The sequence below is a fragment of the Luteimonas sp. A482 genome, from assembly GCF_054072655.1.
Map to the genome: position 1 here is coordinate 102,504 of NZ_JBSVRO010000004.1, position 21,997 is coordinate 124,500.

Sequence of the window (21,997 nt, forward strand, 5' to 3'; positions counted from 1 at the left end):
AGCGAGGCTTCCTGTGGGACGGGGCCGGTGCCCGCGCGACGGGACCTGGCTGACACAATGCCGTCATATGGCTGAATCGCACTTCCATGTGGGCTGCTGGCGTCTCGCGGCGCCCGCCGCTGTGCACGCGCGGGGCGCGTCCCCGGGCAAAGCGCTTTAAACTTCGCGGTTTGCCGGCTCGGCCGGCACGAGCCGGAGTTCCGTTCATGCGTACCCACTTCTGCGGCCTGGTCGACGAGACGTTGATCGGGCAGAGCGTGACCCTGTGCGGCTGGGCCGACGTCGCGCGCAACCTCGGCGGGGTCTGCTTCATCGACCTGCGCGACCACGAGGGCATCGTCCAGGTGGTGGCCGAGCCGTCCGATGCGGCTGGCAACGCCGGCGTCGTCGCCGCAGCGGAGAAGGTGGGCTACGAGGACTGCCTGCGCATCACCGGCACGGTGCGCCGCCGGCATTCGGTCAATGCGAAGATCGCCACCGGCCAGGTGGAAGTGGTGGCCGAGGTCATCGAGGTGATGAACAAGGCCGAGCCGCTGCCGTTCCATCACCACGAGAACCCGGGCGAGGAGACGCGGCTCAGGTACCGCTACCTGGACCTGCGCCATCCGGAGATGCAGCGCCGCATGCGCACGCGCACGAAGCTGGTGAGCGCGCTGCGCCACTGGCTGGATGCGCGCAGCTTCCAGGACATCGAGACGCCGATCCTGACCAAGGCCACGCCCGAGGGCGCGCGCGACTTCCTGGTGCCCGCGCGCATGCATCCGGGCGAGTTCTATGCGCTGCCGCAGAGCCCGCAGCTGTTCAAGCAGATCCTGATGATGGCCGGCTTCGACCGCTACTACCAGATCGCGCGCTGCTTCCGCGACGAGGCCCTGCGCGCCGACCGCCAGCTGGAATTCACCCAGCTCGACATGGAGTTCGCCTGGGTGTCCGAGCGCGATGTGCAGGACACGGTCGAGGCCATGATCCGCGACGTGTTCCGCGAAGTGGTCGACGTCGAGTTGGCCGCCGAGTTCCCGCGCCTGACCTGGGCCGAAGCCATGCGCCGCTTTGGTTCGGACAAGCCCGACCTGCGCATCGCGCTCGAGTTGGTGGACGTGGCGGAACTGGTCAGGGACAGCGGCTTTGCCGTGTTCACCGGCCCGGCCAACGAGGCGGGCGGTCGCGTTGCGGCGCTGCGCATCCCGGGTGGCGCCTCGCTGAGCCGCAAGCAGATCGACGACTACGGCGCGCACGCGGCCAAGTACGGCGCCAAGGGCCTGGCCTACATCAAGATCGCCGAGTCGGGCGAGATCAGCTCGCCGATCCAGAAGTTCTTCGACGAGGCCGCGTTTGCCGCGCTGATCGCGCACGTGGGCGCGGGCAACGGCGACATCGTGTTCTTCGGTGCCGGCACGTATTCGACGGTCAGCGGCTTCATGGGCGCGGTGCGGCTCAAGGCAGGCAAGGATTTCAGCCTGGTCGAGGACGGCTGGCGTCCGCTGTGGGTCACCGACTTCCCGATGTTCGAATGGGACGAAGAGGCGCAGCGTTACGTGGCCCTGCACCATCCGTTCACCGCGCCAGCCGTGGACGACGAGGCCGACCTGCGCGCCAATGCCGCCACCGCAGTGTCGCGCGGTTACGACATGGTGCTCAACGGCAACGAGATCGGCGGCGGATCGATCCGCATCCACCGCGCCTCTTTGCAGAGCGCGGTGTTCGAGCTGCTGGGCATTGGCCGGGAAGAGGCGGAGCTGAAGTTCGGCTTCCTGCTCGACGCGCTCAAGTACGGCGCGCCGCCGCATGGCGGCATCGCCTTCGGCATCGACCGCATCGCCGCGCTGATGGCGGGCACCGAGTCGATCCGCGACGTGATTGCTTTCCCGAAGACCACCTCCGCGCAGTGCCTGATGACCGGCGCCCCGTCGCCGATCCCGGACGCACAGCTGGCCGAAGTGCACGTCCAGGTGCGGCCGAAAGCGTAAGGGCGATGGGCGCGCGGCGACCTGCAGGCCCCCACCCCAACCCTCCCCCGCAGGCGGGGGAGGGAGGAGATGCCGCCCGTCGCGGAAGGGCACGTCCGGAGCCCTCCCCCGCAAGCGGGGGAGGGAGCCAGGGCGCGAGGTCTTCTGCCCCTTCTGCCAAGCGCGTGGGCCGGGAAGGCGGACGTCGCGCGACATCTTTTGCTCCCTCCTCCGCCTGCGGGGGAGGGTTGGGGTGGGGGCCGCCGGATGCGCGTTGAGATCCGCCGCGCCAGCGTCGAAGACGCCACGACCCTGTCGGCGCTCGCTGCGCATACGTTCACCGAAACCTTCGGTCACCTCTATCCGCCGCAGGACCTCGCCGGCTTCATCGGCGAGGCCTATTGCGTCGAGCGCCAGCACACCATCCTGTCCCATCCGGATTACGCGGTCTGGCTGCTGGAGGAAGACGGCGTCGCGGTCGGCCATGCCGCCGCCGGCCCCTGCGGCCTGCCGCATCCGGATGTCGCGCCCGGCGACGGCGAGCTCAAGCGCCTGTACCTGTTGCACAGCCACCAAGCCGGCGGCCACGGCGGGCGGGTCATGGACGCCGTGATGGACTGGCTGCTGCGCGATGGCCCGCGCACGCTGTGGATCGGCGTCTGGTCCGGCAACGCCGGCGCGCAGCGCTTCTACGCACGACGCGGTTTCGACAAGGTTGGCGAGTACCTGTTCGCGGTCGGTGCCACCCAGGACCTCGAGTTCATCCTGCGGCGGCCCGCGGACGCGCTGCCGGCCGGCTGACCGCGCTATCGAGGGTAGACGGCTGCCGGCGCCTGGCGTCGGGGCACTTTGTCCGGTTCGGGTTTCCGCTTCCGGCAGCCCGGCGACGGCCCCCTTTTTCCCTGGTGCGATCGAGGGCATTCCCTCGGCTGGACTTGCAAGCGCCGTCGCGCCGTTGCCCAATCAGGCGATGTCCTCCTCGCCGTCCCCTCGCCTCCACGATGTGGCTGCCACGCGCCCGGTCCTGCTGATCCACGGCATCTGGAACACGCGCCTGTGGCTGCTGCCGCTCGCCCGGCGCCTGCGCGCGGAAGGATTCGATGCGCGGATCTGGGGCTACCCGAGCGTGCTGGGCGACCCCGCGCGGGCGTCGCAGGCCCTGGTCGACAGGCTGGCTGGCGGTCCGCCTGTCGATCTGGTGGGCTACAGCCTCGGCGGCCTGGTGGCGCTGGACGCACTGCGCATCGCGCCGGACCTGCCCGTGCAGCGGGTGGTCTGCCTGGGTTCGCCGCTGTGCGGCAGCTGCACCGCCCGCGCGCTGTGTGCGCGCCACTGGTCGTCGCTGGCGCTGGGCCGCAGCGCGAACCTGCTGCGACGCGGGCTCGACGGCTGGGCCGGAAAGGCCGAGGTCGGCGTGGTGGCGGGCTGCGTGCCGCGCGGCGTCGGCCGCCTGCTGTCGTCCGTGGATGCCGCGTCCGACGGCACGGTGGCCGTCGAGGAAACGCGGATGCCCGGCCTGCGCGACCATTGCCTGGTCCCGGCCAGCCATTCTGGCCTGCTGCTCTCGGCCGCCGCGGCGCGGCAGACGGCCGCATTCCTGCGCGAGGGCCGCTTCGAACATGGAGACAGGCCGCAAAACGTATAATCGGCGGGTCTTCCCGAACCGGTCATCGATCCATGGGGCGCGGTCCTTCCATCGAAGCACGCAAGAACGCCGTCGACGCGAGGCGCGGCAAGATTTTCACCAAGATCATCCGCGAGATCGGCGTGGCCGCACGCGCCGGCGGGGGTGATCCTGGCGGCAATCCGCGCCTGCGTGCCGCGATCGACAAGGGCCTGTCGCTGAACATGACCAAGGACGTGATCGAGCGCGCGATCAAGAAGGCCACCGGCGAGCTGGAAGGCATCGAGTACGAGGAGATCCGCTACGAGGGCTATGCGCCCGGCGGGGTGGCGGTGATCGTCGACTGCCTCACCGACAACCGCGTGCGCACCGTCGCCGACGTGCGCCACGCATTCGGCAAGTTCGGCGGCAACATGGGCACAGAAGGCTCGGTGGCCTTCATGTTCCGCAAACTGGGCGTGCTGTCGTACGGCGCCGGCGCGGACGAGGAAAAGGTCACCGATGCCGCGATCGAAGGCGGCGCCGACGACGTGGTCGTCTATCCGGAGGATGGTGCGATCGACGTGGTCACCACGCCCGAAACCTTCGTCGGGGTGAAGCACGCCATGGAAGCCGCCGGCCTGCCGCCGGACTTGGCCGAAGTGACCATGCGCGCCGACAACGACGTCGCCGTCGACGGCGACACCGCGCAGCAGGTCGTCAAGCTGCTGCGCTGGCTGGAGGACATGGACGACGTGCAGAGCGTCCATTCAAATGCCGAGCTGGGCGATGCCGTGTATGGCTGAGGGCCGGGAAGTGTGCGTGGGGAATCGGGAACAGCCGCGCGGCTGTTCGCGGATTGTCCACGCGTGCGCGATGGCGACGCCGTGTCGCCTGTTGCCGACGCCCGTTCGATGACCCGCATCCTCGGTATCGACCCGGGCTCGCAGCGCACCGGCATCGGCATCATCGACGTCGATGCGGCGGGGCGGACGACGCATGTTCACAACTGCGCGCTGGTGCTGCTGGGCGATGGCGACTTTTCGCTGCGCCTCAAGCGACTTCTGCTCGGGCTGGCCGAGGTGATCGAACAGTGGCAGCCGCAGGAGGTGGCGATCGAGCGCGTGTTCATGGCGCGCAACCCCGATTCGGCGCTCAAGCTCGGCCAGGCGCGCGGCGCGGCGATCAGCGCGGTGGTGCTGCGCGACCTGCCTGTGCATGAGTACGCGGCCACGGAAGTAAAGCTCGCCGTGGTCGGCAAGGGCGGTGCGGAGAAGACGCAGGTCCAGCACATGGTCGGGATCATGCTCAACCTGCATGGCAAGCTGCAGTCCGACGCTGCCGATGCCCTGGCCATCGCCATCACCCACGCGCATGTGCGTGCCACCGCGAAGCGGCTTGGCGTCAGCACGCAGCAGGCATGGAGCAGGAAGTGAATTCGAGTGCGTCTTCATTCCTGCTTTCGCAGGAATGACGGGCACGGGCAGTAACGAAGGGCACGGGGATGCAGGAATGACGGCAAGTCGTGCGACGAGGGACAGCGAATGATCGGACGATTGAAAGGCATCATCGTGCACAAGCAGCCGCCATGGCTGGTGGTCGACGTGCAAGGCGTCGGCTACGAGCTCGAAGCGCCGATGAGCACCTTCTACGACCTGCCAGAGGTCGGGCGCGAAGTGGTGCTGTGCACGCACTACGCGCAGAAGGAGGACAGCGTGTCGCTGTACGGCTTCCTCACCGAGGCCGAGCGGCGCCTGTTCCGCGACGTGCAGAAGGTGACCGGCATCGGCGCGAAGATCGCGCTGGCGATCCTGTCGGGGTCGTCGGTCAACCAGTTCGCTCTGCTGGTGCAGGCGGGCGATGTCACCGCGCTGACCCGGATTCCCGGCATCGGCAAGAAGACCGCCGAGCGGATCGTCGTCGAACTGCGTGATCGCGCCGCGAGCCTGGCCGTCGGCACCGTGCCCGGCGCGGGCGGTCCGCTGCCGACCGATCCGCTGTCGGAGGCGACCATCGCCCTGCAGCAGCTGGGCTACAAGCCGGTCGAGGCGCTGAGGATGGCCAAGGCTGCCGCCGCGGATGGCGATGCTGCTGAAACCATCATCCGCAAGGCGCTACAGTCCGCGCTTCGCTGACCCGCCACACCCGGCCCCCAACACACATGTCGCAGCCAGCCGCCCAACCTGCAGCGCCCGGGGCGCCGTCGCACGGCCATGGCCACATCGGCCTGGCCGGGCTGGTCGTCGGCGCCATCGGCGTGGTGTTCGGCGACATCGGCACCAGCCCGCTCTACACCATCCGCGAGGCCTTTTCACCGCACTACGGCCTGATCGCCGACCACGACACCGTGCTCGGCGTGCTGTCGATGATCTTCTGGGCGCTGAGCCTGGTGGTCACGACCAAGTACGTGACCATCATCATGCGCGCCGACAATGACGGCGAGGGCGGGATCATGGCGCTGATGGCGCTGGCCCAGCGCTGCTTTCCCAAGGGCTCGCGCTCGTCGTACACGGTGGGCATCCTCGGCGTCCTCGGTGCCTCGCTGTTTTTCGGCGACGGCGTGATCACGCCGGCCATCTCGGTGCTGTCGGCGGTGGAGGGCCTGGAAGTGGTCGCGCCGGGCATGCACGACTGGATCGTGCCGATCACCCTGGTGGTACTGGTCGCACTGTTCGCCACGCAGCGTTTCGGGACAGAGAAAGTGGGGCGGATCTTCGGCCCGATCACGGTGCTGTGGTTTCTCGCGCTCGCCGCGTTGGGCGTGATGAACATCCTGCACCAGCCCGAGGTGCTGCATGCGATCAATCCCTGGTGGGCGGCGCGCTTCTTCATCGACCACACCTGGGGCGGCATCTTCATCCTTGGCGCGGTGGTGCTGGCGGTCACCGGCGGCGAGGCGATCTACACCGACATGGGGCATTTCGGCCCGCGGCCGATCCGCCATGCCTGGTACTTCTTCGTGCTGCCGGCGCTGATGCTCAACTACCTGGGGCAGGGCGCCCTGGTGCTGGAGGATCCCGCCGCCGTGCGCAACCCGTTCTACATCGGCGTGCCGGGCTGGGCGCAGTGGCCGATGATCGTGCTGGCGACGATGGCCACGGTGATCGCCTCGCAGGCGGTGATCACCGGCGGCTATTCGATCGCGCGCCAGGCGATGCAGCTGGGCTACATGCCGCGCATGCGGATCAAGCACACCTCCAGCGAGACCATCGGCCAGATCTACATCCCGGCGATCAACTGGACGATGATGGTGATCGTGGTCGGGCTGGTGCTGGCGTTCGGCAACTCCTCGTCGCTGGCCGCCGCCTACGGCATCTCGGTGTCGGCGACGATGCTGATCGACACGCTCCTGCTGGCCCTGGTGGCGCACGTGCTGTGGCCGGAATGGCGGCGCTGGGTGCTGCCGCTGTGTGCGCTGTTCCTGGTCATCGACATCGCGTTCCTGGTGGCCAATGCCGCCAAGGTGCTGCAGGGTGCGTGGTTCCCGGTGGTGCTGGGCATCGTCCTGTTCACCCTGCTGCGCACCTGGCGCCGCGGCCGCGAGACCCTGCGCGAGGAGATGCAGAAGGAAGGCATCCGCCTCGACGCCTTCCTCCCCGGCCTGATGCTGGCCCCGCCGGTGCGGGTGGAGGGCACCGCGGTGTTCATGACCAGCGACAAGGGCGTGGTGCCGCACGCGCTGCTGCACAACCTCAAGCACAACAAGGTGCTGCACGAGATCAACGTGTTCCTCACCGTGGAGACGTTGACCGTGCCTTATGCCGCGTCCGGCAAGCGCCTGTCGATCGAGTCGATCGGCGATGGCTTCTACCGGGTGACCGTGCGCTTCGGTTTCATGGAAACCCCCGACGTACCGCAGGCGTTGATGCAGGCGGCCGACCACAGCACGCTCGGCTTCGACCCGATGGAGACGACCTATTTCGTCAGCCGCGAGACCATCGTCTCCAGCGCCAAGCGCGGCATGCCGGTCTGGCGCGACCGGCTGTTCGCGGTGATGCACCGCAATGCCGCGCCGGCCAACCAGTTCTTCCGGATACCCGGAAACCGCCTGGTGGAGCTGGGCGCGCAGGTCGAGATCTGACCGGCAGCGTCCGTTTGCTCCGCTGAAAATGCATTGAATTCCAGGCCGGGTCGGGCCGCCACGCGCCAGCGCGCGTGATGCGTTGAAACCTGTGGTGCGCGCGCCGCGCGCCTCAAGTCCGGTGCGCGGTGGCCGTTATTTCCCGCGACGCAACCGGAGGTACGGGATGACCGTGCTCCAGCCAATCGTGCCTAGTTCGCCACTGCCGCAGCGCGTGCTGCTGCTGGAGAACTCGCGTGCCTACATGCAGGCGGTCGCCGGTGCGATCGAGCAGCAGCTGAAGCTTCCGGTCATGGTCGCCTCCACGTTGGCCGAGGCGCGCGCGCTGCTCGACCAGTACGACGACTGGTTTCTCGCGCTGACCGGACTGGTGCTGGCGGACGGCGACCGCGACGAGGTGGTCGGTTGCCTGCAGGAGCGCGGCCTGTCGACCGTGGTGGTCACCGGCGTGTACGACGAGGAGCTGCGCAAGCGGTTGCTGCGGCGGCGTGTCATCGATTTCGTGCTCAAGAACACCCCCGGCAGCCTTGACTACATCGTCTGGCTGGTGAAGCGCCTGGAGCGCAACCGGCGCATCTCCGCGCTGGTGGTCGACGACTCGGCCTCCGCGCGGATGCATACCGCGAGCCTGCTGGAAACCTACGGCTACCGCGTGGTCCAGGCGGCAGATGGCGACGCGGCGCTGCACCTGCTCGAACGCGACCCGACCATCCGTCTGGCGATGGTCGACCAGGAGATGCCGGGGATGCAGGGTGTCGAACTCACCCGCCGGCTGCGCGCGCTGCGCGCCCGCGACCGCGTGGCGGTGATCGGCGTGTCCGCACGCAACGATCCCGACCTCGTCGCCCGGTTCCTCAAGAGCGGCGCCAACGACTTCCTGCGCAAGCCTTTTTCGCGCGAGGAATTCTTCTGCCGCGTCTCGCAGAACGTCGACCAGCTGGAGCTGATCGGCAGCCTGCAGGACCTGGCCACCCGCGACTTCCTCACCGGCCTGCCCAACCGGCGCCACTTCCTCGAGCAGGCCGAGCGCCTGGTGCCCGAGATGCGGACCGCGTGCCGGCCGCTGACCATGGCCATCCTGGACGTCGACCACTTCAAGCACATCAACGACGGCTGGGGCCACGAGGCCGGCGACCACGCGCTGCGCGCCCTGGCCGCGGTGCTGTCGCAGCATGCACGCCCCGGGGACCAGGTGGCGCGCTTCGGCGGCGAGGAGTTCTGCATGTTGGTCCCCGATCTCGACGCCAGCGCCCTCGAGGTCTACTTCGATGCACTGCGCCAGCGGGTCGAGGATCTCGAGGTGCAGACCCCTGGCGGTGAGGTGCGCATGACCGTGAGCATCGGCGTGCGCACCGCCGTACCCGGCGACGACCTGCACCGGCTGCTGGCCGACGCCGACCGGCGTCTCTACCTGGCCAAGGCCGGCGGGCGCAACTGCGTGGTGGCGTCGGGGTAGGCGCGTCCCCAGCCGGTCCTTTGCTGGCCGGCCCCCAGGGACGCCGTGTCTGCGGAGCGTTGCCGCCAGCCGGTGTCGATGTGGATAACGGCGGACCCGCCCCCATGTCTGGGCCATGTCGAAGAATCCCGCCCCCGCCATCCCGTATTCCCTCCTTGATCTGGCGCCGGTGTGCGAGGGCAGCACGCCCGCGCAGGCCTTTGCCAATTCGCTGGACCTGGCGCGCCATGCCGAGGCGCTGGGTTACAGCCGGTTCTGGCTGGCCGAGCACCACAACATGCCGGGGATCGCCAGTGCGGCGACGGCAGTGCTGATCGGACACATCGCCGGTGGCACCTCGACCATCCGCGTCGGCGCGGGCGGGGTGATGCTGCCCAACCACGCGCCGCTGCAGGTGGCCGAGCAGTTCGGCACGCTGGCTTCGCTGTATCCGGGCCGCATCGACCTGGGCCTGGGCCGTGCGCCGGGCACCGATCAGCCCACGACGAAGGCGCTGCGCCGCTACTACAGCGGCGCCGAGGCCTTCCCTTCGGACGTGATGGAACTGTTGCGCTACTTCGAGCCGGTCCAGCCCGGGCAGCCGGTGCAGGCTGTGCCGGGTGCGGGCATCGAGGTGCCGGTGTGGATCCTGGGCTCGAGCCTGTTCGGCGCGCAGCTGGCGGCGGCACTGGGGCTTCCGTATTCGTTTGCTTCGCATTTCGCGCCAGCCGCGATGACCGAGGCGCTGGCGCTGTACCACCGCGATTTCAAGCCGTCCAAACGGCTGCGCGCGCCCTACGCGATGCTCGCCCTCAACGTGGTCGCGGCCGACACGCGCGCCGAGGCGCAGCGGCTGTTCACCACCCAGCAGCAGAGCTTCGTGCGCCTGCGCCGCAGCGGGCCACCGGGGCTGATTCCGCCGCCGATCGACGACATCGAAGCGTTCTGGACGCCACAGGAAAAAGCGATGGTGCAGCAGGCGCTGGCCTGTTCGGTGGTGGGCGACGCTGCCGACGTGCGCGAAGGCATCGCCGAGTTCGCCGCGCGCCATCGGCCGGACGAACTGATCCTCACCGCCAACGTGTTTGATCACCAGGCGCGGCGCCACTCGTTCGCGCTCGCCGCCGAGGCGTTCCAGCAACGCTGAAGCGGCTGCCCGGAACTGACACGGCGGGCCATGCTTCCGGCGCGCGTGTAGCGCGCATTGATGACGCATCGCCCCTCGCCGCCGTTGGCGTGCATGCCACGCGCCTGAGCGTTGCCCGTCACGGCAATGATGCGATGGCCCTTGGACTTGTCGCGCAGCGGCGGTAGGCTACGCACAGCAAGCCGATGGTGCCAGCAGGAGTGACGCGCGTTGGAGACGAGTCCCGGCCAGCCAAGGAAACGACGGGAAATCCTCCTGTTCCTGTTCATCACCGTGGTCCTGTTCCCGGTGCTGTCGGTGATGATCGTGGGCGGCTACGGCTTTGCGGTCTGGATCTACCAGATGATCGCCGGCCCGCCCGGACCGCCGGTCGGCTGAGACCGGACGTGCCTGTCACCGCATCCGGACAGACCGGTTCCAGACGCAGATCGTTGCTCCGCGGACGGCTGCGGGACGCGCCGGTGCTGCGTCCACCATGGGCCTTTGACGAATCGCGTTTCGCCGATGCCTGCACTGGTTGCGGCGACTGCATCAGTGCCTGCCCCGAGCAGGTCCTGGTCCGCGGTGCGGGCGGGCTGCCGGTCTTCGAGCCTTCGCGTGGCGAGTGCAGCTTCTGCGGCGACTGCGCGGCGGCCTGCCGCGTCGGGCTGTTCGCACAGTCGGACCAGGCCCCCTGGACGCTGCGTGCGCTGGTCGGCGACAGCTGCCTGGCTGCAAATGGCGTGGTGTGCTTCAGCTGCCGCGACGCCTGCGGCGCATCGGCAATCCGTTTCGCACCGGCGCGTACCGTGCCGGTCCCCGAGATACTGGCCGACCGCTGCACCGGCTGCGGCGCCTGCGTATCCGGCTGCCCGACGGCCGCCATCTCGCTCACTGCGAAACGCGAAGAGTCGATCGATGCCTGAGCGCGCTCCCGAATGGCACCTCGCCAGCCTGGTGGTGCGCCACCGTCCCGATGCGATCCCCGCGCTGGCCGCCGCCATCGAAGGCGCAGACGGCCTGGAGCTCGCCCTGCAGGACGACACCCGCAGCGTGCTGCTGCAGGAGAGCGACGGCACCGCCGGCCTGATGGACAACATCGGCCTGATCGAATCGGTGCCTGGCGTATACGCCGTCAACCTCGTCTACCACCACATCGAAGCGCAGGCGCCGGCCGATGCCGTGCCGTCCGCGCCTGGCAACGCACTCCAGGAGTCCTTGCGATGAGTACCAGCCGCCGCGATTTCATCCGCAACAGCGCCATCGCCAGCGCCGCCGCCGCGGCGGGGATGCCGTTGCCCGCCCAGGTCGCCGAGCCGGTGGTGGAAGGCGGCAACGAGCTGAAGTGGAGCAAGGCGCCGTGCCGCTACTGCGGCACCGGATGCGGCATCAACGTCGCGGTCCACAAGGGCCGCGTGGTCGCCACCCACGGTGACGTGCACGCCGAGGTCAACCGCGGGCTCAACTGCGTCAAGGGCTACTTCCTGTCCAAGGTGATGTACGGCGTCGACCGGCTCACCACGCCGCTGCTGCGCAAGACGGACGGCGTGTACGACAAGGAAGGCGACTTCACCCCGGTCAGCTGGGACGAGGCCTTCGACGTGATGGAGGAGAAGTTCCGAGCAGTGCTCAAGGCCAAGGGTGGCGACGGCATCGGCATGTTCGGCTCGGGCCAGTGGACGGTGTGGGAAGGCTACGCGGCCAACAAGCTGATGAAGGCCGGGTTCCGCAGCAACCACATCGACCCCAACGCACGCCACTGCATGGCGTCCGCGGTCACCGGTTTCATGCGCACCTTCGGCATGGACGAGCCGATGGGTTGCTACGACGACATCGAGGCGGCCGACGCGTTCGTGCTGTGGGGCTCGAACATGGCGGAGATGCATCCGATCCTGTGGACGCGGGTGACCGATCGCCGGCTCTCGAATCCGCACGTCAAGGTGGCGGTGCTGTCGACCTACGAGCACCGCAGCTTCGACCTCGCCGACATCCCGATGATCTTCAAGCCGCAGACGGACCTGGTGATCCTCAACTACATCGCCAATCACATCATCAAGACGGGCAAGGTCAACCGCGAGTTCGTCGACAAACACACGACCTTCAAGCGCGGCAACGACGACATCGGCTATGGCCTGCGCCCGGAGCATCCGCTGCAGGTCGCCGCGAAGAACGCCGATGACGCCAACGGCGGTTCTCCGATCGACTTCGAGGAGTTCGCGCGATTCGTGGCGCCCTACACCCTGGAGCACACGATCGAAATGACCGGCAGCGAGCGCGGCTGGCTGGAGCAGCTGGCCGAGCTCTACGCCAACCCCGACGTCAAGGTGATGTCGTTCTGGACCATGGGCTTCAACCAGCACACGCGCGGCACGTGGGCCAACAACATGGTCTACAACATCCACCTGCTCACCGGGAAGATCGCCACGCCGGGCAACAGCCCGTTCTCGCTGACCGGCCAGCCCTCGGCCTGCGGCACTGCGCGCGAAGTCGGCACCTTCAGCCACCGGCTGCCGGCGGACATGGTGGTGACCAATCCCGAGCACCGCGCGATGGCCGAGGACATCTGGAAGATCCCGCGCGGCATCATCAAGGAAAAGGTCGGCTACCACGCCGTCGAGCACAACCGCGCGCTCAAGGACGGCAAGCTCAACGCCTACTGGGTGCAGGTCAACAACAACATGCAAGCCGCGGCCAACATGCTGGAGGAGGGCTATCCGGGCTACCGCAACCCGGATAATTTCATCGTGGTCTCCGACGCCTATCCCACGGTGACCTGCCAGGCGGCCGACCTGGTCCTGCCTTCGGCGATGTGGGTGGAGAAGGAGGGCGCCTACGGCAACGCCGAACGCCGCACCCATTTCTGGCACCAGCTGGTCGATGCACCCGGCGAATCGCGCTCGGACCTGTGGCAGCTGATGGAGTTCTCCAAGCGCTTCACCACCGACGAATGCTGGCCGGCCGAACTCCTGGCCGCGAACCCGGAGTTCAAGGGCAAGACCCTGTTCGACGTGCTCTACCGCAACGGCAAGGTCGACGCCTTCGGCGTGGACCAGATCGAGGCGGGCTACGCGAACGACGAGTCGGATGCATTTGGCTTCTACGTGCAGAAGGGGCTGTTCGAGGAGTACGCCGAGTTCGGACGCGGGCATGCGCACGACCTGGCGCCTTTCGATGTCTACCACCAGGTGCGCGGCCTGCGCTGGCCGGTGGTGGACGGCAAGGAAACCCGCTGGCGTTATCGCGAGGGCGAGGATCCGTACGTCAAGGAGGGGACGGGCTTCGAGTTCTACGGCAACCCCGACGGCCGCGCAGTGATCTGGGCGCTGCCCTATGAGCCGCCGGCAGAATCGCCGGACACCGAATACGACCTGTGGCTGGTCACCGGGCGCGTGCTCGAGCACTGGCATTCGGGCTCGATGACCATGCGCATCCCCGAGCTGTACCGGGCATTCCCGTCGGCGGTGGTGTTCATGCATCCAGATGATGCGCATGAACGCGGCTTCAAGCGCGGCGACGAGGTGGCGGTGACCTCGCGCCGCGGCGCGATGCGCACCCGGGTCGAGACGCGCGGGCGCAATCGAATGCCGCGCGGCGTGATCTACGTGCCGTGGTTCGATGCGGCGCAGCTGATCAACAAGGTCACGCTGGATGCGACCGATCCGATCTCCAAGCAGACCGACTTCAAGAAGTGCGCGGCCAAGGTGGTCGCGGTGGGAGGGGCCTGACATGCGCGCGATCCTCGTGATGCCCCTGCTGGCGCTGGCCCTGCTCATGCTGGTCGCCTGCGGTCGCGACGAACCCCGTCCGCAGGTGGTCGCGCCGGCGCCCGAGGTGGGCGCGCGCGGCAACCCCGGGCAGGACATCGACGGCCTGCGCCGCAACGTTCCGATCACCACCGAAATCACGCCCCTGCCGATGGCCCAGGTGGAGAACTTCGACGTGCGTCGCGGTCGCGCCTATCCGATGCAGCCGCCGACCATCCCGCACAACATCGACGGCTACCAGGTCGACCTCAACTCCAACCGATGCATGCTCTGCCATGCGCGCAGCACGGCCGCGCAGTTCCAGGCGCCGGAAGTGAGCGTGACCCACTATATGGACCGCAACGACCAGTTCCTGGCAGAGATCTCCCCGAGGCGCTACTTCTGCGTGCAGTGCCATGTGGTGCAGACCGACGCGCGGCCACTGGTCGAGAACGGCTTCCAGGACATCGACACCCTGCTGCGATCGGAGCGCATGCAATGAGGCTGCTGCGCCGCGCGGGCCGCACGGCCCTCGCGTTCTGGCGGCAATTCACTTCGCCGGCGCGCTACCTGAGCCTGGGTTTCCTGACCCTGGGTGGCTTCCTGGCCGGGGTGCTGTTCTGGGGCGGATTCAATACCGCGATGGACGCCACCAACACCGAGGCGTTCTGCACCAGCTGCCACGAGATGCGCGACAACGTGTTCGAGGAGCTCAAGACCACCATCCACTACAGCAACCGCTCCGGCGTGCGCGCCACCTGTCCGGACTGCCACGTGCCGCACGACTGGACCGACAAGATCGCGCGCAAGATGCAGGCCTCCAAGGAGGTGTGGGGCAAGATCTTCGGCACCATCAACACCCGCGAGAAGTTCCTCGACCAGCGCCTGGTGCTGGCCACCCATGAGTGGGTCCGGCTCAAGGCCAACGACTCGCTGGAATGCCGCAACTGCCACGACTATGACTCGATGGACCTGACCCGCCAGGCCAGCCGCGCCGCCCGCACCCACCGCACCTACCTGGCCACCGGCGAGGCCACCTGCATCGATTGCCACAAGGGCATCGCCCACAAGCTGCCCAACATGGCCGGCGTGCAGCAGGGCGTGCAGGCGCTGCCAGCCACCGAAGCGCCACTGTAGGAGCGGCTTCAGCCGCAATCGATCCGGACGCACGAGGCAAGGTCGTTTCCGTTCGCGGCTGAAGCCGCTCCTACACGGGCGGCGGAGGGGATCGACCTGCAGGGGTGATTCAACCGCGACCCGTCGCAAGCTCCGGCACCAGGCTGACGCAGCCGATACACCCGCCAATGCGCCGTGCGACCATAGCGCGATGGAAGAACAACGCATCATCGCCGCGGATTCCACCCGCGAGGACGAGGCCATCGAGGCCAGCATCCGCCCGAAGCGGTTGGCCGAATACCTCGGCCAGCAGCCGGTGCGCGAGCAGATGGGCCTGTTCATCGAGGCGGCCAAGCATCGCGGCGAGGCGCTCGACCATGTCCTGATCTTCGGCCCGCCCGGGCTGGGCAAGACCACGCTCAGCCACGTGATCGCCAACGAACTGGGGGTGAGCCTGCGGGGCACTTCCGGCCCGGTGATCGAGAAGGCCGGCGACCTGGCCGCGCTGCTGACCAACCTGCAGCCGCACGACGTGCTGTTCATCGACGAGATCCACCGGCTTTCGCCGGTGGTCGAAGAGGTGCTGTACCCGGCGATGGAGGATTTCCAGCTCGACATCATGATCGGCGAGGGCCCGGCCGCGCGCTCGATCAAGATCGACCTGCCGCCCTTCACCCTGATCGGCGCCACCACCCGCGCCGGCCTGCTGACCGCGCCGCTGCGCGATCGGTTCGGCATCGTCCAGCGGCTGGAGTTCTACAGCGCCGCGGAACTCACCCGCATCGTGCGCCGCGCGGCGACGATCCTGGGCGTGGACTGCGGCGAAGAGGGCGCGACCGAGATCGCGCGACGCTCGCGCGGCACGCCGCGTATCGCCAACCGCCTGCTGCGCCGCGTGCGTGACTACGCCCAGGTGCGTGCCGGCGGCCGCATCGACCGCGAGGTCGCAGACGCTGCCATGAAGATGCTCAAGGTCGATCCGGAAGGTTTCGACGAGCTCGACCGGCGCCTGCTGCGCCTGATCATCGAGAATTTCGACGGCGGCCCGGTCGGCGTGGATTCGCTCGCCGCCGCCCTAAGCGAAGAGCGCGGCACCCTGGAGGACGTGATCGAGCCTTACCTGATCCAGCAGGGCTTCCTGGTCCGCACCGCGCGGGGGCGCATGGCGAGCGCGAAGGCGTGGCGCCACCTGGGCCTGCAGCCGCCGCCGCGCGAGTCCGGGACCGGCGTTCCGGAAACGGAGGAACTGTTCTGATGCCACCCATCGTTATCGAATCGTGCGTGCCGGAGAACCGCGCTTGAGTCCCGGGTCCAGGGCACTGGGTCCCGATTCCCCCGCGTTCAGCATCCCGACAAGGGTCTACTGGGAAGATACCGACGCTGGTGGTGTGGTGTACCACGCGCAGTACGTCGCGTACCTCGAGCGGGCGCGCACCGAATGGGTGCGGGCGCTGGGGTACGGACAGGACGCGCTGCGCCTGACCCACGGGCTGGTGTTCGCGGTGCGGGCGATGCGGATCGATTTCCGCAGGCCGGCGCGGCTGGATGATGCGCTGCAGGTCACGGTGTCGCTGCGCCGGTGCCGGCACGCGAGCGTCGTGTTCGCGCAGTCGATCCTGCGCGACGGCGAGCTGCTGCTGGATGCGGAGGTGCGGTGCGCGGCGCTGGAAGCGTCGACGTTCCGACCACGTGCGATCCCCGAAATGCTGTACCAGGAACTGACCCGACTCGTTGAACCCGGAGCCCAGGACGAATGATTCCCCTCGCAATGCTGCTGCAGGCCACCCAGATCGAGCCCTTGCCGGATGAGGCGGCCGCGACTGCGACCCAACTGGCCGATACCGCCACTGCCGCCGCAGCCGTCACCGCGCACGAGGGCATCAACTACGTTGACCTGATGCTCACGGCAAGCCTGCCGGTGCAGCTGATCGTGCTGCTGCTGCTGGTTGGCTCGGTGGTCAGCTGGGTCATCATTTTCCGCAAGGCGCGCATCTTCAAGCTCGCCAACCGCGACGCCGACGAGTTCGAGAGCCGGTTCTGGTCCGGCGCCGACCTGGGCAAGCTGTATTCCGCCGCGACCGAGCGCAACCGCCAGTTCGGCGGGCTGGAGGCGATCTTCGAGGCAGGCTTCCGCGAGTTCGCCCGCCTGCGCGACAAGCGCGGCTTCGATGCGCGCGCACAGCTCGAGGGTGCCCAGCGCGCGATGCGGGTCAGCTACACCCGCGAGGTCGACCAGCTCGACCGCAACCTGGAGCTGCTGGCCAACATCGGTTCCACCGCGCCCTACGTCGGCCTGGTCGGCACCGTGTTCGGGATCATGGTGACCATGCACGACATGCTCAACAGCGGCGAGCAGACCGGCATCGCCGCGGTCGCGCCGGGCATCTCCGAGGCGCTGTTCGCCACCGCGATCGGCCTGTTCGTGGCGATCCCCGCGGTGTGGGCCTACAACCGGTTCACCACGCGGGTCGAACGCCTGGCGGTGCGCTACGAGAACTTCGCCGAGGAGTTCAGCACCATCCTGCAGCGCCAGAGCACGATCGAGTAGGTGGGGCAGGCCATGGCCGGAAACATCATCCACCGCAAGCGGCGCAAGCTGAAGTCCGAGATCAACGTCGTGCCCTACATCGACGTGATGCTCGTGCTGCTGATCATCTTCATGGTGACCGCGCCCCTGCTGACGTTGAGCGTGGACGTCAAGCTGCCCTCGTCCGAGGCGCGGGCGACGCAGGAGCGCACCGACCCGGTGATCGTGATCGCCTATCCCGACGGCAGCCTGGGCCTGCAGTTGCCCGGCGACGGCGGCCCCCGCATCGTCGATTCCACGCAGATGGAGGCCATGCTCGCGCCGATCCGCGAGCAGCAGGGCAACGAGCTGCGGGTGATGGTGGCCGCGCAGGGCAGCGCCCCCTACCAGACCGTGCTCGATGCGATGGACGTGCTGCGCCGTGCCAAGGTCAGCAATGTCAGCCTGATGACCAACGCGGGCGGTGATGCACGCTGACGCTTTCCAGCGTCCCGGCGGGGCGCAGCAAGAGGAAGGCCTGGGCCGAGCGATCGCCTGGGCCATCGTCGTGCACGTGCTGGTGCTGGCGATCCTGCTGCTGTCGCCGCTGCTGAACTGGGACCCGGACCGCATCAGCGTGGCCGGCGCGCCGTCGATGGAGGCGGTGCTGGACGTGTCCAGCACCGACCAGCGCGCCGTGGAGCGTGCGCTGGCGATCGAGCCCGAGCCGCTGCCCGAACCTGTCGTGCAGCCGTTGCCCGATCCGGTGCTGGAGGAGGTGGTGCCGCCGCCTCCGCAGCCGCTGCCCGCGCCGTTGCCGGAGGAGGCGCCGGTCGAACCGCAGCCCACCCCGCAGGCGCGCGTGCCGGAGCCCGCGCCCGTCGACCAGGAAGAGGTGCGCCGCGACGGCGAGCTCGAACGGGCGCGCGTGCTGCGCGAGCAGGAGGAGAAGCGCCGCCAGGAACAGATCGACCTGACCGAGCGCAAGCGCCAGGAAGAGGCCGAGCAGAAGCGCCGCCTGGCGTTGCAGCGGCTGGAGAAGATCCGCGCCGAGCAGAAGAAGCTGGAGCAAGAGCAGCGCCAGACGCAACAGCGGCTGCAGCAGATCGCCGACCGCGAGGCGCGGCAGGCCTCGCAGCAGTCCCAGCAGTCCGCTTCGGCGCCGCCGCCTCCCGGCAACCAGGGCGTGGATACCGGGCTGTCGGCGCGTTACGCGGCCGCGCTGCAGGAAGCGATCCTGCGCAACTGGACCAGGCCGGACACGGTCGCGATCGGACAGCGCTGCCGCATCGTCATTCGCCAGATTCCCGGCGGCGAAGTGGTGGAAGCCAGGGTGGATCCATCCTGTCCCTACGACGAACTCGGCCGTCGCTCGGTCGAAGCGGCGGTGCTCAAGGCGCAGCCACTGCCTTATGTCGGCTTCGAGTCGGTGTTCCAGCGCACGATCACGCTGAATTTCCAGGCGCAGGATCGCTGAGCTTCGCATCGCGCCTTCACGACCGTGCAGATATCGTGCGCCGAGTGCCTGTCGCGTGCTGTAGGAGCGGCTTCAGCCGCGAAGGATGCCGGATGCTCTGCGAGGCTGTCAGGGCGATCGCGGCTGAAGCCGCTCCTACAGAGCTCGACGGCCCGCCTCGCGGCTGCCGGAATCCATCCCCCGTTCATCTTCATGCGACGATTCGCGGCCAAGCTGTCGTCCGCCTACTGAAACGCTGCAAGGGACCTCCCCGATGACCTTCGCCAAACGCTGCCTGTTCGCCATGCTCACACTGTTGCTGCCGTTCGCCGCGGCCGCACAGCAGCAGGGACTGGAGATCGACATCATCGGCGGCAACGCCTCGGCCCTGCCGATCGCGATCGTGCCGATGCCCTACCAGGGCGGTGGAACCGCGCCGGAGACCGACGTCGCCGCAGTGGTGCGCGCCGACCTCGAGCGTTCGGGCCAGTTCCGTTCCCTGCCCGAACGCGACATGGCCAGCCGGCCGACGCGCGGCTCGGAGGTCGACTATCCCGCCTGGCGCGCGCTGCGCCAGGACTTCCTGGTGGTCGGTCGCGTGGCCGACGCGGCCGAAGGCAGCTACCGTGTCGAGTACGAGCTGTTCGACGTCGCCAGGCAGGAACGCCTGCTCGGCCTTGCGCTGACTGCGCGCGGCAGCGCCATGCGCGACGTCGCCCACCAGATCTCGGACGCCATCTACGAGAAGATCCTCGGCGTGCGTGGCGCGTTCTGGACGCGCATCGCCTACGTCACCGCTACCGGCGTGGGGCAGGGCTCGCGCTACGCGCTGATGGTTGCCGATGCGGACGGCTACAACCCGCAGACCGTGGTGCGCTCCAACGAGCCGCTGCTGTCGCCCGCCTGGAGCCCGGATGGACGCAAGCTGGCCTATGTGAGCTTCGAGCGCGGCAACTCCTCGATCTACATCCAGGACATCACCACCGGCAGCCGCGAGCTCGTGTCGAGCTTCCGCGGCATCAACAGTGGCCCGGCGTTCTCGCCCGACGGCCGCAAGCTGGCGCTGACCCTCTCGCGCAGCGGCAACCCCGAGATCTACGTGATGGACCTGGGCAGCAAGGCGCTGACCCAGATCACCAACCAGTTCGGCATCGACACCTCGCCGGCGTGGAGCCCGGACGGCAACAGCATCTACTTCACCTCCGACCGCGGTGGCCGGCCCCAGATCTACCAGGCGCCGGCCTCGGGCGGCGGCGCCAGCCGGGTGACGTTCGAGGGCAACTACAACGCCGATCCAAGCATCTCCTGGGATGGCCAGAAGATCGCAGTGGCACAGGGCGCAGGCAACTCCTACCGCGTCGCGGTGATGGACCGCAGCATGGGTTCGCCACGCTGGTCGACCATCTCCCCGGGCTCGCTCGACGAGTCCCCCAGCTTTGCGCCCAACGCCAGCATGATCCTCTATGCGGCGCGTGAAGGGCGGCGGGGTGTCCTGTATGCTGTGTCAGCCGATGGCCGCGTGCGACAGCGCCTGGTCCTGGCCGACGGAGATGTACGCGAGCCCGCATGGGGACCTTACCGGACCCCGCGCTGACACGTTCTGCACAGCCATTCAATCAACCTGAACGTCCGTTTCAACGCCCGAGGATCGACGAGAATGAACACCCATAAGTCTGCCGTGTTTGGCAAGGCCCTGCTCATCGCAATGATGTGCGTGGCCATGGCCGCTTGCTCCAAGAAGGTCAAGGAAGCCCCCCCGGTCGACACGGCGACGCCGCCAGCCCAGACGGATGGAACCACCGCTCCGGGTGCATATGGCCCCTCGGACCTCGACACCGACGCCTGCCTGCGTCAGCGCGTTGTGTACTTCGACCTGGATCGTGACGCCCTGCGTCCGGAGTTCCAGGCCGCCATGTCGTGCCACGCCAAGTACCTGCGTGATCGTCCGTCCTCGCGCGCCACGCTGGAAGGCCATGCCGACGAGCGCGGCAGCCGCGAGTACAACCTCGGCCTGGGTGAGCGTCGCGGCAATGCGGTGTCGTCGGCCCTGCAGGCCAACGGTGGCTCCGGTGGCCAGCTGACCGTGGTCAGCTATGGCGAAGAGCGTCCGAGCTGCACCGACTCCAACGAGGACTGCTGGGCGAAGAACCGTCGCGTCGAGATCGTCTACACGGCGAAGTAAGACGCGAAGATGCGTGCTTTCCTTGTTCCAATCGCGTTCGCGGCGGCCTTCATGGCCGCCGCGCCCGCGTCCGCCCAACGGCCAAGCCTGGCCGATCGCGTCGCCGTGCTCGAGCAGCGGGCTGCCGACAACCGCGGCAACGTCGACCTGCTCAACCAGCTGACCGAGCTGCGCAGCGAGGTCCAGTCCCTGCGCTCGCAGGTGGAAGAGCTGCAGCATCAGAACGAGCAGCTCAAGTCGACCGGCCGTAGCCAGTACCTCGACCTCGACGGCCGCCTCAACCGGCTTGAGGGCGCGGGCCTGCCGCCGCCTGCACTGGGCGAGCAACCCGTCGGAGCGGCGCCTGCCGCCGCCCCACGCGACACCCCGCCGGCGGTGCACGGTGATGCCGGCCTGCTGGTGAACACGGCCGGCGAACGCGGTGCCTACGAGACTGCGTTCGACGCGCTCAAGGCCGGCAACTATGCCGAGTCCGCCCAGCTGTTCCAGGATTTCCTGCGCACGCACGCTGAAGGTGTGTATGCGCCCAACGCCCGCTACTGGCTGGGCGAAAGCTACTACGTCACCCAGAACTACGAACTGGCGCGGGAGCAGTTCCAGGCGCTGGTGGCGCGGCACCCGACCCACGACAAGACGCCGGGCGCGCTGCTCAAGATCGGCCTGTCGCAATACGGGCTGCGCGACCTGGACGGCGCCGAGGCGACCCTGTCGCAGGTGCTGGCCCAGTATCCCGGCACCGACGCGGCGCGCACTGCCGAAGATCGCCTGCACGCGATCCAGCTCGCGCGCGCCAGCCGCTGAGC

At 68.4% G+C, this 21,997-nt stretch carries 23 protein-coding genes; all 23 read left to right on the forward strand.

Features of this window, described 5'->3' with window-relative positions:
- Positions 1-206: 206 nt before the first annotated feature.
- The 23 genes from aspS (at position 207) to ybgF (ending at position 21,995) form a co-directional block, all read left to right on the forward strand.
- Positions 207-1,967 carry an aspartate--tRNA ligase gene (gene aspS / locus ACW5DW_RS12920; RefSeq protein ID WP_457019378.1) on the forward strand — a complete coding sequence of 587 codons (1,761 nt, stop codon included), beginning with the start codon at positions 207-209 and terminating at the stop codon, positions 1,965-1,967.
- Positions 1,968-2,213: 246 nt separating this feature from the next.
- A complete protein-coding gene (locus ACW5DW_RS12925) occupies positions 2,214-2,747 on the forward strand; it encodes an N-acetyltransferase family protein (protein WP_457019380.1) in 534 nt (177 codons plus the stop codon).
- A 169-nt stretch (positions 2,748-2,916) separates the two neighbouring features.
- On the forward strand, positions 2,917-3,591 hold the full coding sequence (locus tag ACW5DW_RS12930; protein ID WP_457019381.1) for an esterase/lipase family protein: 675 nt from the start codon (positions 2,917-2,919) through the stop codon (positions 3,589-3,591).
- 32 nt (positions 3,592-3,623) lie between these two features.
- Positions 3,624-4,355, forward strand: a complete 732-nt coding sequence (locus ACW5DW_RS12935; RefSeq protein WP_457019383.1) for a YebC/PmpR family DNA-binding transcriptional regulator — start codon at positions 3,624-3,626, stop codon at positions 4,353-4,355.
- A 108-nt stretch (positions 4,356-4,463) separates the two neighbouring features.
- Positions 4,464-4,985: a crossover junction endodeoxyribonuclease RuvC gene (ruvC, locus tag ACW5DW_RS12940; RefSeq protein ID WP_457019385.1), complete on the forward strand. Its 522-nt coding sequence runs from the start codon at positions 4,464-4,466 to the stop codon at positions 4,983-4,985.
- Between the two features lie 108 nt (positions 4,986-5,093).
- On the forward strand, positions 5,094-5,684 hold the full coding sequence (ruvA, locus tag ACW5DW_RS12945; RefSeq protein ID WP_457019387.1) for a Holliday junction branch migration protein RuvA: 591 nt from the start codon (positions 5,094-5,096) through the stop codon (positions 5,682-5,684).
- Positions 5,685-5,710: 26 nt separating this feature from the next.
- Positions 5,711-7,630, forward strand: coding sequence for a potassium transporter Kup (locus ACW5DW_RS12950; RefSeq protein WP_457019389.1), 1,920 nt, complete (start codon positions 5,711-5,713; stop codon positions 7,628-7,630).
- A 166-nt stretch (positions 7,631-7,796) separates the two neighbouring features.
- Positions 7,797-9,086 carry a diguanylate cyclase gene (locus ACW5DW_RS12955; RefSeq protein ID WP_457019390.1) on the forward strand — a complete coding sequence of 430 codons (1,290 nt, stop codon included), beginning with the start codon at positions 7,797-7,799 and terminating at the stop codon, positions 9,084-9,086.
- Positions 9,087-9,201: 115 nt separating this feature from the next.
- Positions 9,202-10,212 carry an LLM class flavin-dependent oxidoreductase gene (locus ACW5DW_RS12960; protein WP_457019392.1) on the forward strand — a complete coding sequence of 337 codons (1,011 nt, stop codon included), beginning with the start codon at positions 9,202-9,204 and terminating at the stop codon, positions 10,210-10,212.
- 210 nt (positions 10,213-10,422) lie between these two features.
- Complete coding sequence (gene napE / locus ACW5DW_RS12965) at positions 10,423-10,590, forward strand: periplasmic nitrate reductase, NapE protein (RefSeq protein ID WP_457019394.1); 168 nt, start codon at positions 10,423-10,425, stop codon at positions 10,588-10,590.
- An 8-nt stretch (positions 10,591-10,598) separates the two neighbouring features.
- Positions 10,599-11,117 (forward strand): ferredoxin-type protein NapF, encoded by a 519-nt coding sequence (napF, locus tag ACW5DW_RS12970; protein WP_457019396.1) that lies wholly within the window; start codon positions 10,599-10,601, stop codon positions 11,115-11,117.
- Positions 11,110-11,418, forward strand: a complete 309-nt coding sequence (locus ACW5DW_RS12975; RefSeq protein WP_457019397.1) for a chaperone NapD — start codon at positions 11,110-11,112, stop codon at positions 11,416-11,418. The genes napF and ACW5DW_RS12975 overlap by 8 nt, the downstream gene beginning before the upstream one ends.
- On the forward strand, positions 11,415-13,916 hold the full coding sequence (napA, locus tag ACW5DW_RS12980; protein WP_457019398.1) for a periplasmic nitrate reductase subunit alpha: 2,502 nt from the start codon (positions 11,415-11,417) through the stop codon (positions 13,914-13,916). Before ACW5DW_RS12975 ends, napA begins: the two co-directional genes overlap by 4 nt.
- 1 nt (position 13,917) lies before the next feature.
- Positions 13,918-14,436, forward strand: a complete 519-nt coding sequence (locus ACW5DW_RS12985; protein ID WP_457019400.1) for a nitrate reductase cytochrome c-type subunit — start codon at positions 13,918-13,920, stop codon at positions 14,434-14,436.
- Positions 14,433-15,071, forward strand: coding sequence for a cytochrome c3 family protein (locus ACW5DW_RS12990; protein WP_457019402.1), 639 nt, complete (start codon positions 14,433-14,435; stop codon positions 15,069-15,071). Before ACW5DW_RS12985 ends, ACW5DW_RS12990 begins: the two co-directional genes overlap by 4 nt.
- Positions 15,072-15,261: 190 nt before the next feature.
- On the forward strand, positions 15,262-16,305 hold the full coding sequence (gene ruvB / locus ACW5DW_RS12995) for a Holliday junction branch migration DNA helicase RuvB (RefSeq protein WP_457019403.1): 1,044 nt from the start codon (positions 15,262-15,264) through the stop codon (positions 16,303-16,305).
- 43 nt (positions 16,306-16,348) lie between these two features.
- Complete coding sequence (gene ybgC / locus ACW5DW_RS13000) at positions 16,349-16,807, forward strand: tol-pal system-associated acyl-CoA thioesterase (RefSeq protein ID WP_457019404.1); 459 nt, start codon at positions 16,349-16,351, stop codon at positions 16,805-16,807.
- Positions 16,804-17,598: a protein TolQ gene (gene tolQ / locus ACW5DW_RS13005; RefSeq protein ID WP_457019406.1), complete on the forward strand. Its 795-nt coding sequence runs from the start codon at positions 16,804-16,806 to the stop codon at positions 17,596-17,598. The genes ybgC and tolQ overlap by 4 nt, the downstream gene beginning before the upstream one ends.
- Before the next feature lie 12 nt (positions 17,599-17,610).
- Positions 17,611-18,054: an ExbD/TolR family protein gene (locus ACW5DW_RS13010; protein ID WP_457019408.1), complete on the forward strand. Its 444-nt coding sequence runs from the start codon at positions 17,611-17,613 to the stop codon at positions 18,052-18,054.
- On the forward strand, positions 18,044-19,033 hold the full coding sequence (locus tag ACW5DW_RS13015) for a TonB C-terminal domain-containing protein (RefSeq protein ID WP_457019410.1): 990 nt from the start codon (positions 18,044-18,046) through the stop codon (positions 19,031-19,033). Before ACW5DW_RS13010 ends, ACW5DW_RS13015 begins: the two co-directional genes overlap by 11 nt.
- 253 nt (positions 19,034-19,286) lie before the next feature.
- Positions 19,287-20,606 carry a Tol-Pal system beta propeller repeat protein TolB gene (gene tolB / locus ACW5DW_RS13020; protein ID WP_457019412.1) on the forward strand — a complete coding sequence of 440 codons (1,320 nt, stop codon included), beginning with the start codon at positions 19,287-19,289 and terminating at the stop codon, positions 20,604-20,606.
- 111 nt (positions 20,607-20,717) lie between these two features.
- The gene (gene pal / locus ACW5DW_RS13025; protein WP_457019580.1) at positions 20,718-21,194 is read left to right on the forward strand and encodes a peptidoglycan-associated lipoprotein Pal; all 477 of its coding nucleotides are present in this window, start codon (positions 20,718-20,720) and stop codon (positions 21,192-21,194) included.
- Between the two features lie 9 nt (positions 21,195-21,203).
- Positions 21,204-21,995: a tol-pal system protein YbgF gene (gene ybgF, locus ACW5DW_RS13030; RefSeq protein ID WP_457019414.1), complete on the forward strand. Its 792-nt coding sequence runs from the start codon at positions 21,204-21,206 to the stop codon at positions 21,993-21,995.
- Positions 21,996-21,997: the final 2 nt, after the last annotated feature.

Bases quoted from the DNA above. Each gene is read 5' to 3' on its own strand.
- aspS (WP_457019378.1), top strand. From the start codon at position 207: ATGCGTACCCACTTCTGCGGCCTGGTCGACGAGACGTTGATCGGGCAG.
- ACW5DW_RS12925 (WP_457019380.1), top strand. From the start codon at position 2,214: ATGCGCGTTGAGATCCGCCGCGCCAGCGTCGAAGACGCCACGACCCTG.
- ACW5DW_RS12930 (WP_457019381.1), top strand. From the start codon at position 2,917: ATGTCCTCCTCGCCGTCCCCTCGCCTCCACGATGTGGCTGCCACGCGC.
- ACW5DW_RS12935 (WP_457019383.1), top strand. From the start codon at position 3,624: ATGGGGCGCGGTCCTTCCATCGAAGCACGCAAGAACGCCGTCGACGCG.
- ruvC (WP_457019385.1), top strand. From the start codon at position 4,464: ATGACCCGCATCCTCGGTATCGACCCGGGCTCGCAGCGCACCGGCATC.
- ruvA (WP_457019387.1), top strand. From the start codon at position 5,094: ATGATCGGACGATTGAAAGGCATCATCGTGCACAAGCAGCCGCCATGG.
- ACW5DW_RS12950 (WP_457019389.1), top strand. From the start codon at position 5,711: ATGTCGCAGCCAGCCGCCCAACCTGCAGCGCCCGGGGCGCCGTCGCAC.
- ACW5DW_RS12955 (WP_457019390.1), top strand. From the start codon at position 7,797: ATGACCGTGCTCCAGCCAATCGTGCCTAGTTCGCCACTGCCGCAGCGC.
- ACW5DW_RS12960 (WP_457019392.1), top strand. From the start codon at position 9,202: ATGTCGAAGAATCCCGCCCCCGCCATCCCGTATTCCCTCCTTGATCTG.
- ACW5DW_RS12975 (WP_457019397.1), top strand. From the start codon at position 11,110: ATGCCTGAGCGCGCTCCCGAATGGCACCTCGCCAGCCTGGTGGTGCGC.
- napA (WP_457019398.1), top strand. From the start codon at position 11,415: ATGAGTACCAGCCGCCGCGATTTCATCCGCAACAGCGCCATCGCCAGC.
- ACW5DW_RS12985 (WP_457019400.1), top strand. From the start codon at position 13,918: ATGCGCGCGATCCTCGTGATGCCCCTGCTGGCGCTGGCCCTGCTCATG.
- ACW5DW_RS12990 (WP_457019402.1), top strand. From the start codon at position 14,433: ATGAGGCTGCTGCGCCGCGCGGGCCGCACGGCCCTCGCGTTCTGGCGG.
- ruvB (WP_457019403.1), top strand. From the start codon at position 15,262: ATGGAAGAACAACGCATCATCGCCGCGGATTCCACCCGCGAGGACGAG.
- tolQ (WP_457019406.1), top strand. From the start codon at position 16,804: ATGATTCCCCTCGCAATGCTGCTGCAGGCCACCCAGATCGAGCCCTTG.
- ACW5DW_RS13010 (WP_457019408.1), top strand. From the start codon at position 17,611: ATGGCCGGAAACATCATCCACCGCAAGCGGCGCAAGCTGAAGTCCGAG.
- ACW5DW_RS13015 (WP_457019410.1), top strand. From the start codon at position 18,044: ATGCACGCTGACGCTTTCCAGCGTCCCGGCGGGGCGCAGCAAGAGGAA.
- tolB (WP_457019412.1), top strand. From the start codon at position 19,287: ATGACCTTCGCCAAACGCTGCCTGTTCGCCATGCTCACACTGTTGCTG.
- pal (WP_457019580.1), top strand. From the start codon at position 20,718: ATGATGTGCGTGGCCATGGCCGCTTGCTCCAAGAAGGTCAAGGAAGCC.
- ybgF (WP_457019414.1), top strand. From the start codon at position 21,204: ATGCGTGCTTTCCTTGTTCCAATCGCGTTCGCGGCGGCCTTCATGGCC.